The sequence below is a fragment of the Pseudomonas veronii genome (assembly GCF_001439695.1).
Classification (GTDB): Bacteria; Pseudomonadota; Gammaproteobacteria; order Pseudomonadales; family Pseudomonadaceae; genus Aquipseudomonas; species Aquipseudomonas veronii.
This window is the reverse complement of sequence record NZ_JYLL01000004.1, coordinates 348248-361289: the sequence shown is the minus strand read 5'-3', so window position 1 is coordinate 361289 and position 13042 is coordinate 348248. Positions and strand designations below refer to the sequence as shown.

The window sequence follows — 13042 nt, the reverse complement described above, 5'->3', positions numbered from 1 at the left end:
GTTCAGTCGATCAGCGCGAGCAGGTCGGTATCGCCCACATCGTGTCCGGCCTGGGTCAGCAGTGTCGTCAGCTGGCCCCGGTGGTGGGTCTGATGATTGAAAAAATGCACCAGCAGGCCGAAGAACGGCTTGTCTGCCGCGACCCCGCGCATGTTGTGGTAATGCAGGCGCAGGTCGAGGTCAGGCTCGCGCAGGCTTTGCGCCCAGTCGATGATCAGTCGATCCAGCCAGGTGCGGTGGGTGGCCAGTTCGTGCAGGTCGGCGAAGGCCAGTTGCTTGAGATCGGTGGGGGCGGCAATGCCGCTTAACGGTGCCAGCGCCGCATGGCTGGCGGGGTGCTGGGCAAAGCGTTTGAGCCACACGGTGTCGCCCAGTGTCAGGTGGTTCAGCGTGCCGAGGATCGAGCCGAAAAATGCGCGGCGGTCCATCCGTAGTTCGGCGTCCGTCAGCTTCGCGGCCGCGTCGTAGACTTTACGGTTCATCCACTGGTTGTAGGTCGCCATCAGGGCGATCTGTTCGATACGGTTCACGGGCTTTCTCTCTGTCTGGGCGGCGCGATGGCGCCATCATAAGGCGTGCCCACCCCGCGGTCATCGGGTTCCGCCAGAGGACGCCATCCCTGCGAAGGCGTGACGCCTAGAAACGCAACGTGGCGCCGGTGGTCAACCATTGCGCGCGTTCAGCGACCAGGCTGCGCCCAACCACCACGTCGACGTCGATCAACGGCCCAAGGTGGAACCGTGGCCCCGCTTGCCAGGCCTGCTCAGCGCCTTTTTGGCCGTAGCGCTCGACAATCAGCGTCAACGAGTGCGCTACCCGATATTCGGCGCCGGCGCCCCATGTGAGACGCTGGTTTTGCTCGCCGTCATCATACGCGTGGGTCCAGCCGGCATTCAGGTTCAGTCGCAGGGGCTCCAGCGGTTGCCACGTCAACGGCACGTTGAAGTCCGCGCCATCAAACGCATGTCGCCGGTCCAGGGCAACGTGGGCGCTGGCGGACACGGCTATCTCCAGGCGCAGGTCCTGACGTGACATTACCTGCGCCTTCACTTGCGGGCTCACTTGCGTCTCGCGGTTGGCCCGTGACAATGCCGCGCCCCATTGCACGGCGGGCAGGGCCTCGAAGGTGCAGGCAGGCGACAGTGTCTCATTGTGCGTGCCGCCGTCGTGTCGGTGGGCGCTGTACCAGGCGTCGACGTTGCATTCGCCCGGCGTATTGATCGCGCCGTCGTCGACTGCATAAGCGCCCCCTGCCGCGAAGGCCTTCGAGAGTAAGCTGATGAGCAGGACGACGCTGAGTGTAAGCCCGATAAACATCAGGTTGCGCCGTAACGCCCGCCGTTTGGCTGGCGGTAACAACAAGAGGGTATGGCGAGCGCCTCGATAGCGGGTAACCCTTTCAGAGGGTTGGCGGTGTTTTTTGTACATGTTGTGCCTCGCTTGAATTCAGCTTTCTACGGTCAGCACCGAAATGCCGCTGGCTTTGGCCTGACAGACCAGCTCTGACGTGTCATCGCCACCGGGCAGGGCGATGACCACATCAGGGCGGCTGTCGGTCAGCATGAAATGGTTGCGCTGGCGTTCCGCCTGCTTGCCATGGCGTTGCCAATTGGGCGGATAACGCACCACGTCGATGCCGATTTCCCGCGCCCACTCCTCGATCTCGCTGCCGAGGAACTGGTTGCCGCCGTGGATCAATACCTGCACCGGGCGCAGGCGGTGGTAAGCGTCCAGCACGTGGCGGGAACGTTGGGTGTCGGCGTAATGACGACCTGCACAGATCAACACGCGCATGCTTGAAATCCTTGTAATGCACGGTGGCAGCCGAGCGACCGCCACCGTCTGAACGGCGGGAGTGATCAGTACCACTGCTTGAAGCGGCGGATGTAGATCGTCTTCATCAGTTGAGCCACGCAGCAGTAGCTGAGCAAGGTGCCTGCCAGCCATGGGAAGTAAGCCAGCGGCAGCGGTTGCAGGCCCACCAGGGTGCCGAGCGGCGAGAACGGCACATAGATCCCCAGGGCGATCACCACACCGGTCATCAGCAACACCGGCCATGCCGCGGTGCTCTGGAAGAACGGGATCTTGCGGGTGCGCAGCATATGCACCACCAGGGTTTGCGAGAGCAGGCCCTCGATGAACCAGCCGGACTGGAACAGGGTCTGCATCTCCACGCTGTTGGCGGCGAACACGTACCACATCAGCGCAAAGGTGGTGATGTCGAAGATCGACGAGGTTGGCCCGATCCACAGCATGAAGCGGCCGATGTTCTTCGCGTCCCACTTGCGTGGCTTGGCCAGGTATTCCTTGTCCATCTTGTCCCACGGCAAGGCCAGTTGGGAGATGTCGTACATCAGGTTCTGCAGCAGCAGGTGGATCGCCAGCATCGGCATGAACGGAATGAACGCACTGGCCACCAGCACCGAAAACACGTTGCCGAAGTTGGAGCTGGCGGTCATGTTCAGGTACTTCATGATATTGCCGAAGGTTTCGCGGCCCTTGAGCACGCCTTCTTCCAGCACCATCAGGCTCTTTTCCAGCAGGATGATGTCGGCCGATTCCTTGGCGATGTCGGTGCCGCTGTCCACCGAGATCCCCACGTCGGCATCGCGCAGCGCCGGCGCATCGTTGATACCGTCACCGAGGAAACCGACAGTGTGGCCGTTGGCTTGCAGGGCCTTGAGCACCCGCGACTTCTGCAGCGGTGTCAGCTTGGCAAACACCGTGCGCTCTTCCACGCGGCGCAGCAGGGTCGCATCGTCCATTGCTTCGATGTCCACGCCGAGCAGCGGCTGGCCTGGGTCGAGGCCGACCTGGCGGCAGATCTTGCTGGTGACCACCGCGTTGTCGCCGGTCAGCACTTTTACCGCTACGCCGATCTGTTGCAGCGCCGCAATCGCCGGGCCTGCGGTTTCCTTCGGTGGATCAAGAAAGGTCAGGAACCCCTGGATCACCAGGTTGCGCTCATCGGCGGTGGTGTACTGCCGGCGCGCCAACGCGTTCGGGATATTGCGGGTGGCCACCACCAACACGCGAAAGCCGTCTTCGTTGTAGTCATTGGCAATCGCCAGCAACGCCTCGCGACGCCGCTGATCCAGCGGCACCGCGGCGCCGGCTTCGATCACGTGGGTGGCAATGCTCAGCATCTCTTCCACGGCACCCTTGCACACCAGCAGATGGTCGCCGGCGGCGTCCTTGACCACAATCGACAGGCGACGGCGTACAAAGTCGAACGGCAATTCATCGACCTTGCTGTAGGCAAACGGCGCCTGGAACTTGGGGTTTTGTGCCGAGAACTGCACCACGGCCTGGTCCATCAGATTCTTCATGCCGCTTTGGTGATAGCTGTTGAGCCAGGCCAGCGACAGCACCGCGTCGTCACGCTGGCCAAAGGCGTTGACGTGGTGCTCGAGGATGATCTTGTCCTGGGTCAGGGTGCCGGTCTTGTCGGTACACAGCACGTCCATCGAACCGAAGTTCTGGATCGCGTTGAGGCGCTTGACCACCACTTTGCGCTTGGCCATGGCGGTGGCGCCCTTGGCCAGGTTGGCGCTGACAATCATCGGCAGCATTTCCGGGGTCAGGCCGACGGCGACCGCCAGGGCAAACAGGAAGGCATCGCCCCAGTCACCCTTGGAGAAGCCGTTGAGGAAGAACACGATTGGCACCATCACCAGCATGAAGCGGATCAGCAGCCAGCTGACGCTGTTCACGCCGCGATCAAACGCGGTCTGCGCCCGGGAGCCGACAATCGCCTTGGCCAGCGAGCCGAAGTAGGTGCGCGGTCCGGTGGCCACCACCACGGCTTTGGCGCGGCCGCTGACCACGTTGGTGCCCATGAAGCAGATGTTCGGCAGGTCGAGCAAGTTGCCCTGGTCGGCGGCAAGGGTACTGGCGGACTTTTGCGTCACGTCCCCCAGCGTGTCGTATTTTTCCACGGGCAAGGCTTCGCCGGTCAGCACCGCCTGGCTGATGAACAAGTCACGCGATTCGATCAGGCGGATGTCGGCCGGGATCATGTCGCCGGCCGACAGTTGCACGATATCGCCGGCCACCAGTTCGCGCATCGGCACTTCGCGCAGGGTTGGCTGGGCGCCGACCTGTTCGCGGCGTAGTACGGTGGCGGTGGTGCGGACCATGGCTTTGAGCGTTTCGGCGGATTTGGCCGAACGGTGCTCCTGCCAGAACCGCAGCAGGCTGCTGAGCAGGACCATGGTCATGATGATGATGACTTTGGTCAGGTCGACTTCTTCACCGGCCTGCAACGGCAACCAGTAATCGGTGACGAAGCTGATCGCGCCCAGCGTCAGCAGCACATAGATAAACGGATTGTTCAGCGCCTGCAGGAACTGGATGAATGCGTGAGGCGGCTTGTCATGGGCGACTTCGTTATGGCCTTGCTGTTGCAGGCGTGCAGTGGCATCCAACTCGGTCAGGCCATCCAGAGTGGCTCGCACATTGGCCAGGGTGGCCGACAGGCCGTTATGGGCTTCGCGGGCGGCCCGCATTGATAGCCGAGCGTCGGCGTCGGTGCGGTTTTTGTTGGGCTGTGGCGGTTTTTTTACGGCGCTCATGGTGTGTACTCCTGTCGCCAGTTCTCGACAAAACATACCCGGTACTGACCTGATGACAGGCGAGCGAAAGCATGCCGAGCCGCGGACTTCGCGATCGGTTCAAATAAGGTGTTGAATAACTTTCAATGGGCCCGCTAAGTGCGCGTTAGTTACTGCGCGCGCAGCGGGCTACTACTGGAAAGGTTCATAAAAGAACTCCAGGGTATTGATCAGAAAGTTGCTGTTTCCAAGCGGTCAAGCGGCGCGAGTGCCCAGGTAAAGAGCGGGCATCAGGCGGGCTTCAGCCAGGTTGGAAACGTTACGTCTCTGTGGGTCTTGAGGGTCGGCGTGAGCCCAATGCTGCTGCAGTCGGCCAGTCGTCGGGCAGGCACGCCAGCGCGCCAGCGGATGGGCCGGGCGCATTCGAGGGGAGGGTACGGCAAAGGCCGGGCGGGCAACACAAACGCCTGCGGGCGCTCGGCACAGCTTGGCGCGCAGGGTCGCGGCCAGCGTTCGTACATCTTTTACAACAAAGGTTTGGAAGGTCATAACACACCTCGGGACCGGACGGGCGACCGGCGAGGCAGTTACGGTGGAGCACAAGCTCTAGCGCAGCTTACCGGACCGGAGAGGCAAGTCCTGTCATCTTCTGGGTTGGGCGCCCGATGCCCGCCAACGCGGTGCTCGGACAGCGACTAGATACTGTGTCCATTGGCTTCTTTTGTGAGGTTTAAAAAAGGCCCCAGTTGCGGGCAGGGGCAATCTACTCAGCCAGTTGCGGAATGTCAACGCATGATTAATTAAAATGCGAAGTGTTCAGAGTCTATTCAGATAAAACATATTCACAAGTTACCGGGCATATATAACTTCATATGCCTTGCGCGGCGAGAACGGCGAGATAGATCAAGACTACACCGCATGCCGCGTAACTGATGCGTTGCCAGGTCGGCGAGGCGTTCTTGCGCAGCAGATTGACCAGTGCGGCCGTCAGAAAACACGACAGCACCGAGGCCAGCATGAAACCGCCGAAAAACATCAGCGTCTGCGTGTGGCTGGGCGTAGCCCCGACGATGCCCGACAACGCACTGCCCAATGCCCCCCAGTACACAATGTTCTTCGGGTTGGCCAGCGAAATGGCTGCGCCCACCGCCAGCGCATTCGTGCCGGAGCCGGCCGGTGCGCTGTCGGCTGCGGGCAAACGCCAGGCGTCGAGCAGGCTGCGCACGCCGAGCCAGGCGAGATAGAGCGCGCAGAGGAGGGTCAGCGGCACGCGCACGGCGTCATGCTGGATCAACAGCGCGATGCCGGTCAGGCCGATCACGGCCCACACCGCATCGCCGACCAGCGAACCGACCTGCACCAGCAACGCCGGGGTGAAACCGTGTTGCAAACCACGGCGCAAGGTCTCCGCCAGCACAGCGCCGGGGGACAGGCAAAACACAAAACCGAATACCAGTGCGTAAAAGAAGATCGCCAGCATCCCTATGCTCCATCAAGTGATGGCGGGCAGTGTGCTGGCGCACGCACGCGTTGTCTTGGACCAGATTGTGCTGTTCAGCGTTTCGCCACACTCTGATAGCGGCCAGGCGTGAGGCCATAGGCGGCGCGGAAATGCCGGTTGAGGTGGCTTTGGTCGGCAAAACCGAGCTGATGGGCGACCTCGCCGGCCGCCATCCCACTGCGCAACAGGCCTTTGGCGCGGCGCGTGCGCAATTGCATGGCCCACTGGCGAGGGCTGAGCCCGGTCTCTTTTTGAAAGGTGCGCAGCAGGTGGAACTTGGACAACCCCAGCGCCTCGCCGAGGTGGTCCAGGGGCAGCGATTGATGCAACTGTGCGGCGAGCAATTCCTGGGCGCGGCCGATCAGGCTTTTGCCGGCTGCCGCGTTGCCGGGCAAGCGCACGCCGCTGAGGCGGACCACTTCTCCCAGCAGCACAACCAGGGCGTCTTCGTTCAGCTCGCGGACCAGAACGTCGCCGCTCGATGCGCCTTTTGCCACAACCGCCAGGCGCCGCGCCAGATCCGGCTGGAAACACAGCGATCGATCGAATTCGACATGCGCCAACCCCAGGTCGGCGGCCAATTGCTCGGCGCTGACGTACAGGCTGACAAACTGCCACGGCGCGCCTTCCGCTGCACCGCCGCCCTGAATCTGCCCGGGGTTGTACAAGGTGATGGCGCCTGGCCCAGCCACGAATTCACGGCGGTCCAGCCACACGTTTTCTTCGCCCACCAGGTTCACGCCGATCACGCATTCGTCGTGGCTGTGGCGGGCAAAGGTCAGGCCGGAGCAGTGGACGCTGTTGATTTCGTAGTCGCCCAGCCAGGCGTGTTGCAGGGTGCTCATGGGGTCGGCTCAGTCATGGGATGGACGTGAGCATACGCCGTCAGCCAGGCTCAGATCGACCGTTGATTGACCCGTTGCGACAGTTCTTCGGCGCTTTCCCTGCGCTCCGAGTAGCGGTCGACCAAATCCGGACGATCACGCAGCAGCACGGTGAACTTCACCAGTTCCTCCATCACGTCGACAACGCGATCATAGAGCGCCGAGGGTTTCATGCGGTCCTGATCATCGAACTCCATGAACGCCTTGGGCACCGAGGATTGATTGGGGATGGTGAACATACGCATCCAACGCCCGAGTACGCGCAGTTGGTTGACCGTGTTGAAGGACTGGGAACCGCCGCACACTTGCATCACCGCCAGGGTTTTGCCCTGGGTCGGGCGGACCGCGCCCAAGGACAACGGCACCCAGTCGATTTGCGCTTTGAACACCGCCGACATCGAACCGTGTCGTTCAGGGGAACACCAGACCTGGCCTTCCGACCATTGCATCAGTTCCAACAGCTCCTGCACCTTCGGATGCTCACGCGGGGCATCATCGGGTAATGGCAAGCCGCTCGGGTCGAAAATGCGCGTTTGTGCGCCGAAGTGCTGCAAGAGGCGCGCGGCCTCTTCCACCAGCAGGCGGCTGAACGAGCGTTCGCGGGTTGAGCCGTAGAGCAGCAGAATGCGCGGCGGCCGACTCGAATCGAGCGGGCCGGAGGTGATTAACGACGCGTCCAGATTGGGCAGGGTACTCATGGTTACTCCGCCTGCAACAGCGCAATGCGCTCGAGTTCGGCTTTCAGTTCGCCAGGGTTGAGGTCGGCAAAGGGCAGCGCGAAAAACGCCCGGCAGCGTGTGGCGATGGTGCGCAGCGTGGCGTCGAATGCGGCTTGGATGCTCGCCTCGTCGCCGTCGACATCCGAAGGGTCTGCCAACCCCCAGTGCGCCTTCAGCGCCGGGCCGAAATACACTGGGCAGGCTTCACCGGCGGCCTTGTCGCACACCGTGATCACCACATCCGGCGGGCTGCCTTCAAAGGCGTCGTTGCCCTTGCTGTACAAGCCCTGTGTGCGGATGCCCGCCGCCTGCAAGGTGCTCAGGCTGCGGGGCAGCACCTGGCCCTTGGGGAAGCTGCCGGAGCTGACCGCCTCAAACCCTTCTGGCGCCAGGTGGTTGAACATCGCTTCGGACAAAATGCTCCGGCAGCTGTTGGCGGTACACATGAACAAGACTTTCATTGGCGTATGTCCTTCAGAGGCTAAGACGCAAGGCGAGGGCGGCGAGAGTGATCAGCAACACCGGCAAGGTCAGGACGATGCCGACCTTGAAGTAGTAACCCCAAGTGATGGTGATGCCTTTGCGCGCCAGGATATGCAGCCACAGCAGGGTGGCCAGGCTGCCGATGGGGGTGATTTTCGGGCCGAGGTCGCTGCCGATCACGTTGGCGTAGATCATCGCGTCCTTGACCACGCCCGCGGCATGGCTGGATTCGATGGACAGCGCACCGATCAACACGGTCGGCAGGTTGTTCATTGCCGAGGACAACAATGCCGTCAGCACCCCGGTGCCCATCGCCGCGCCCCATACGCCGTAGGTGGCGAAGGTGTCGAGCCAGGTCGCCAGGTAAGTGGTCAGCCCGGCGTTGCGCAGCCCGTAGACCACCAGGTACATGCCCAGGGAAAAGATCACGATCTGCCAGGGCGCTTCCTTGAGCACTTTGCGCGTGGAGATCTTGTGGCCTTTGGCGGCGATCACCAGCAGCAACACCGCGCACACCGCAGAGATCGCGCTGATGGGAATCCCCAACGGTTCCAGGGCAAAGCAGCCGATCAGCAGGATACCCAGCACCCACCAGCCGGCGCGAAAAGTGGCGCGGTCGTGAATGGCGCTGGCCGGGTCCGCCAGGTCCGCCGGGTCGTAGGTCTGCGGAATATCGCGGCGGAAAAACCACAACAGCACCGCCAGGGTGGCGGCGACGCTGACCAGGTTCACCGGCACCATCACCGCTGCGTATTCATTGAAGCCGATCTTGAAATAGTCCGCCGAGACAATGTTCACCAGGTTCGACACCACCAGCGGCAGGCTCGCCGTGTCGGCGATAAACCCCGCGCCCATGACGAACGCCAGGGTCGCCGCCGGAGAAAAACGCAACGCCAGCAGCATCGACATCACAATCGGCGTGAGGATCAGTGCCGCGCCGTCATTGGCAAACAGCGCCGACACCAACGCGCCCAGCAGCACCATGTAGGCAAACAACCGCCGGCCGCGACCACGGCCCCAACGGGCCACATGCAGCGCAGCCCAGGCAAAGAACCCGGCCTCGTCCAGCAACAGGCTGATGACGATCAGCGCGACAAAGGTGCCGGTGGCATTCCAGATGATGTGCCACACCACCGGGATGTCCGCCAGGCTGATCACGCCGCAGGCCAGTGCGAGGATCGCGCCCAGGGTCGCGCTCCAACCGACACCCAGGCCTTTGGGCTGCCAGATGACCAGGATGATGGTGAAGATAAAAATCGCAATTGCGACAAGCATGAATAAACGCTCCGATGGCTCAACAGCAGGTGCTGGCTCGTTGTGGTCTGTCGCCCATTGCATCAAGACGCAGCGCGTCGTTTTGCAACCATGGCTGGTTGGCTTGCAGGGTGGTGTCCAGCACGTGAGTCACCCAGTCGGGCAGTGCCGGATTGATGCGGTAGTAGATCCATTGCCCTTGGCGACGATCCTGCAGCAACCCGCAGTTGCGCAGTTGCGCGAGGTGGCGGGAGATTTTCGGCTGGCTGTCGTCAAGTGCGTGGATCAGTTCGCACACGCAAAGTTCGCCTTCGCGCAGGATCAGCAAGGTCATTCGCACGCGAGTGGCATCGGCCAGGCATTTGAATAGGGTTGGAGGTGAGAAAGGGACTGACACGGTCAAGGCCTGCTCGTATAGGTATATCCGAATATACGTATTTCCATATATTTCAGTCAAATCCTGTTTCAATTGATATGGATCAAATGTCTGGAAACACGCCACAAGTGATTGAAATTAAAATGAAACACAAATGTCCTAAAGTGCCTGCCCATAGCTGATGAAGGAATACCACGCGTGACCCGTGCCACTCGCAATCTGCGCAAGACCCTCGATTCCGTCGCGGAAAATAACGAAACCGCGGCGTTCGATCTGATGCGTGCCGTCGAAAAACTCGGCGATGAAGTGCTGCGCCAGCGCTTGCTCAATACCATCCACCGTCTCAACCAGGACGCCTATGAACTGCGCGAAGCGCGGGACTCGGTGGAACTGGTGTCGGTAAGGCTCGCCTGAGCAAGATCGTTCAAGACAACCTGCATATTGCGCTGGCATGCTTGTCGACTGTCTGTCGATGAGCGGTTCCCATGCCTACTGCTTTACCTCACTACGCCTTCGCCCGTGGCGCGATTGCTGTCATTCCGTTGTCCCTGGCGTGCGCGCCCTGGGGCTTGCTGGCTGGCTCAATGGCCATCGAAGCGCACTTTTCTCCGCTCGAAGCCCAGGGGCTTTCCACCATCGTGTTTGCCGGTGCCGCGCAACTGGTGGCCATCGGCATGGTCAAGAGCGGCGCCAGCCTGATCTCCATCTTGCTCACGACTTTGCTGCTGACCTCACAACATCTGCTGTACGGCATGCATCTGCGCTCCACATTGTCCGTGCTCAAACCGCGCTGGCGCATGAGCCTGGGTTTCCTGATGACCGATGAGTTCTTCGCCCTGGTCAGCCAGTACGACCGCGAAACCTTCAATCGCTGGTACGCACTGGGTGTTGGCCTGACGTTCTATATTGCCTGGAACCTGTTCACCCTCGCCGGCATTGTCCTGGGCAAGAGCATTCCAGGGCTCGAACACCTGGGCCTGGAGTTCTCGATTGTCGCGACCTTTATCGCGTTGATCACGCCCGTGGTGCGCGATGTGCCCACCGTGGTGTGCGTGGCGGTGGCGCTGTTGTGCTCGGTCGGCTTGAGCTTCCTGCAGTGGGAGTCGGCCGTGGTGGTATCGGGTGTGTTGGGCATGAGTGCAGGGTATGCCTGCAAACGACTGGGAGTCGGGCAGGCATGATTTTTGTGATGATTGTTGCAATGGGCTTGATCGTATTTTTTAACCGCTACCTGTTTATCGAACCGCGCCTGCCCGTGCGGCTCACCCGCGGTGCGCGGGAGTTTCTCGGGTTCGCGGTACCGGGCATGCTCACGGCGATTTGCGGGCCGATCATTTTCTTTGCCGACCACCGGCTCAACCTGAGCCCGGCCAACCCCTACCTGCTGGCCGGGATCTGCGCGGTGGCGCTGATGGTCTGGACGCGCAATGTGCTGCTCACCGTGCTGTTGAGCATGGCGTTGTTCTACCTGTTTCGCTGGTGGTTCTAAACACACCGGCGAAAAAAAGCCCGCGGGAGGGCGGGCTGAAGGAGACTTCTAAAAATGAGCCCGGCCATTATCGGTGGCGCGTTCTCCTGTCACAGTGAAACTAAATTCATTCGGTGGTCGGCGTCGGCTTCTTTTTCGCCTTGGCCTCGGCCGCCAGGCACTCCAGCGCGAACTGCTCGGTGTAGGTCATCTGGATCGGCGTACTTTCGCCTTTCACCGTGCGCTCGCCGTCGAGAATGTAGCGAATGCGCTTGTCCGTCACGCCAATGCGCTTGGCGATCCACGTGGGCGTCTGGCCGATGCGGCTGATCAGCTTGTCGGCATAGTCGGTGGATGGGTTGTAGCGTTCGGCATTGGGTGTCATCGGTTTTCCAGGTAGAAGCGAACTCGCAAGTAGGCGACAGGGTGACGTAATAATCCGTGAGTGTCGCCTGCTAATGGTAGAGTCGCGTTTTTTTCCAAGGAGCGATGGCATGCGGAAACTGGTAATTGGCGCATTGGTACTGGCAGCACTGGCCGGCTGCGCGGGCTCGAAAATGAACGCGGCACGCACCGGCACGCCCTACAAGACCTTGGCGTCGGACAAGGCTGCGCTGGTGGTTGCCCAATGTATCCAGTTCGGCTGGCAGGACGAGGCGGTGTTTGGTGTCGACGCCGGCGGCTTCAAGGAGCCGATCGGGGCGGGCGGTTTCACGGTGTACACCACCGGCGGCGATTACTTTGCCGACGTGCGCAGCGCAGGAGCCGGTTCCTCTGTCGATTACTACACCGCCGAAGACTCCATGGTCGCCAAGCGCCGTTTGGCCGCACTTGCGACTTGTCTGTAATCCGTTGCCGTAGTGATTTTAGGAAATGCCCGGCGGGACAGTTGCAGGGCATTATCCTATGATTCCCCCGCTCGCTCGACGTAATAGCTCTTTACCAGTACACGGATGTCGAGGCCGTCACGTCGGGCGAGCCTCCCTGATCATCAGCGCGGCATATAACCCAAGTGCCAGCGCCGGGGGATCTTCAGTGACACCAGGCCCAAAACCGCAGCCAGCGCCCCGCTGACCAGCAGCGCACCCAAGCCCATGCGGTGCTCGAGCAACGCCCCGATCACCGCCCCGATGAACATCCCCGTCCAGGGGACCAACTGCACGCGCCACCCGTTGCGACGCTCCCCCAGCAGCCAGCGTCCCAACCCGCGACCAAAGCGTGACAGCGCGCCGGTGACATAGGTAAGCCCCACCGGCAAGCCGTTGACCTCTTCGACGGCGGCATTGAGCATGCCCATCGCCACAATTGCCGCGAGCAAGGCGGGCAGCATATCGGCGAACGGCCACAGCGCGCCGCCGCAGAGCAGTGCCGCGATGCACAGCAGCAGGGGCAGGGCGTGACGGCCGCTCATGCGGCTGACCACGATACCCAAGGCGTTGCCGACCACGAAGGTCGCGACCAGCAACAGCAGGCGCCCGGTCAGGCCCAGGTCACCTTCGCTGATTGCTACCGCCAGGCGCGTGGTGTTGCCGCTCATGAATGAGACAAAGTCGCCGCTGGCCATGAAACCAATGGCATCGGTCATGCCCGCCAGCACAGACAGGCTGGCCACCAGCATCATGCCGACACGACCCCGCCATTGCTGTTGACGGGCGAGTACGACGTTGGCGTAGGGCTTTTGGGACGAAGGCAGCATCGGGCCGGGTTCCTCGGTGAGATTATGCGGCCACTACCGTAAGGCGCTTTGATGTCTGGCGCAATGACCTCAGGCAGCTTCCAGCCTCCAGCCAGCGTCATGCCAGAC

The 13042-nt window shown here is 61.6% G+C and carries 17 protein-coding genes; 4 read left to right on the top strand and 13 right to left on the bottom strand.

From position 1 onward, the window contains the following. Nucleotides 1-2: 2 nt before the first annotated feature. The 11 genes from TU80_RS07735 to TU80_RS07690 form a co-directional block, all read right to left on the bottom strand. Complete coding sequence (locus tag TU80_RS07735) at nucleotides 3-530, bottom strand: DinB family protein (protein WP_046383557.1); 528 nt, start codon at nucleotides 528-530, stop codon at nucleotides 3-5. Nucleotides 531-636: 106 nt separating this feature from the next. Continuing rightward, nucleotides 637-1428, bottom strand: a complete 792-nt coding sequence (locus TU80_RS07730) for a hypothetical protein (RefSeq protein WP_046383556.1) — start codon at nucleotides 1426-1428, stop codon at nucleotides 637-639. An 18-nt stretch (nucleotides 1429-1446) separates the two neighbouring features. Then, entirely contained in the window at nucleotides 1447-1794 is a 348-nt protein-coding gene (locus tag TU80_RS07725; RefSeq protein WP_046383555.1) for a DUF2493 domain-containing protein, read from the bottom strand. A gap of 65 nt (nucleotides 1795-1859) precedes the next feature. Then, nucleotides 1860-4574 carry a magnesium-translocating P-type ATPase gene (gene mgtA, locus TU80_RS07720; protein ID WP_057004183.1) on the bottom strand — a complete coding sequence of 905 codons (2715 nt, stop codon included), beginning with the start codon at nucleotides 4572-4574 and terminating at the stop codon, nucleotides 1860-1862. A gap of 234 nt (nucleotides 4575-4808) precedes the next feature. Beyond that, nucleotides 4809-5102, bottom strand: coding sequence for a hypothetical protein (locus tag TU80_RS33340; protein ID WP_081610128.1), 294 nt, complete (start codon nucleotides 5100-5102; stop codon nucleotides 4809-4811). Nucleotides 5103-5421: 319 nt separating this feature from the next. Continuing rightward, entirely contained in the window at nucleotides 5422-6033 is a 612-nt protein-coding gene (locus TU80_RS07715) for a LysE family transporter (protein WP_017846331.1), read from the bottom strand. Between the two features lie 74 nt (nucleotides 6034-6107). Further along, nucleotides 6108-6899, bottom strand: coding sequence for an AraC family transcriptional regulator (locus tag TU80_RS07710; protein ID WP_057004182.1), 792 nt, complete (start codon nucleotides 6897-6899; stop codon nucleotides 6108-6110). 50 nt (nucleotides 6900-6949) lie between these two features. Then, a complete protein-coding gene (gene arsH / locus TU80_RS07705) occupies nucleotides 6950-7636 on the bottom strand; it encodes an arsenical resistance protein ArsH (RefSeq protein WP_046383551.1) in 687 nt (228 codons plus the stop codon). Nucleotides 7637-7638: 2 nt separating this feature from the next. Next, nucleotides 7639-8118, bottom strand: a complete 480-nt coding sequence (locus TU80_RS07700; protein WP_046383550.1) for an arsenate reductase ArsC — start codon at nucleotides 8116-8118, stop codon at nucleotides 7639-7641. Between the two features lie 13 nt (nucleotides 8119-8131). Next, complete coding sequence (locus TU80_RS07695) at nucleotides 8132-9415, bottom strand: arsenic transporter (RefSeq protein ID WP_057004181.1); 1284 nt, start codon at nucleotides 9413-9415, stop codon at nucleotides 8132-8134. A gap of 19 nt (nucleotides 9416-9434) precedes the next feature. Then, entirely contained in the window at nucleotides 9435-9791 is a 357-nt protein-coding gene (locus tag TU80_RS07690; RefSeq protein WP_057004218.1) for a metalloregulator ArsR/SmtB family transcription factor, read from the bottom strand. Between the two features lie 177 nt (nucleotides 9792-9968). Here TU80_RS07690 and TU80_RS07685 point away from each other — a divergent pair, with 177 nt between their 5' ends. The 3 genes from TU80_RS07685 (at nucleotide 9969) to TU80_RS07675 (ending at nucleotide 11259) form a co-directional block, all read left to right on the top strand. After that, nucleotides 9969-10184 (top strand): hypothetical protein, encoded by a 216-nt coding sequence (locus TU80_RS07685; RefSeq protein ID WP_017846326.1) that lies wholly within the window; start codon nucleotides 9969-9971, stop codon nucleotides 10182-10184. Nucleotides 10185-10255: 71 nt separating this feature from the next. Further along, entirely contained in the window at nucleotides 10256-10951 is a 696-nt protein-coding gene (locus TU80_RS07680; RefSeq protein ID WP_057004180.1) for an AzlC family ABC transporter permease, read from the top strand. After that, nucleotides 10948-11259 (top strand): AzlD domain-containing protein, encoded by a 312-nt coding sequence (locus tag TU80_RS07675; protein WP_046383547.1) that lies wholly within the window; start codon nucleotides 10948-10950, stop codon nucleotides 11257-11259. The genes TU80_RS07680 and TU80_RS07675 overlap by 4 nt, the downstream gene beginning before the upstream one ends. A 106-nt stretch (nucleotides 11260-11365) precedes the next feature. Here the strand turns inward: TU80_RS07675 and TU80_RS07670 are convergent, their stop codons facing one another. After that, a complete protein-coding gene (locus TU80_RS07670; protein WP_057004179.1) occupies nucleotides 11366-11623 on the bottom strand; it encodes a hypothetical protein in 258 nt (85 codons plus the stop codon). A gap of 109 nt (nucleotides 11624-11732) precedes the next feature. Here TU80_RS07670 and TU80_RS07665 point away from each other — a divergent pair, with 109 nt between their 5' ends. Further along, the gene (locus TU80_RS07665; protein ID WP_017846322.1) at nucleotides 11733-12086 is read left to right on the top strand and encodes a hypothetical protein; all 354 of its coding nucleotides are present in this window, start codon (nucleotides 11733-11735) and stop codon (nucleotides 12084-12086) included. Between the two features lie 143 nt (nucleotides 12087-12229). Here TU80_RS07665 and TU80_RS07660 read toward each other — a convergent pair whose 3' ends face one another. After that, a complete protein-coding gene (locus TU80_RS07660; protein ID WP_017846321.1) occupies nucleotides 12230-12934 on the bottom strand; it encodes a YoaK family protein in 705 nt (234 codons plus the stop codon). Between the last annotated feature and the right edge of the window lie 108 nt (nucleotides 12935-13042).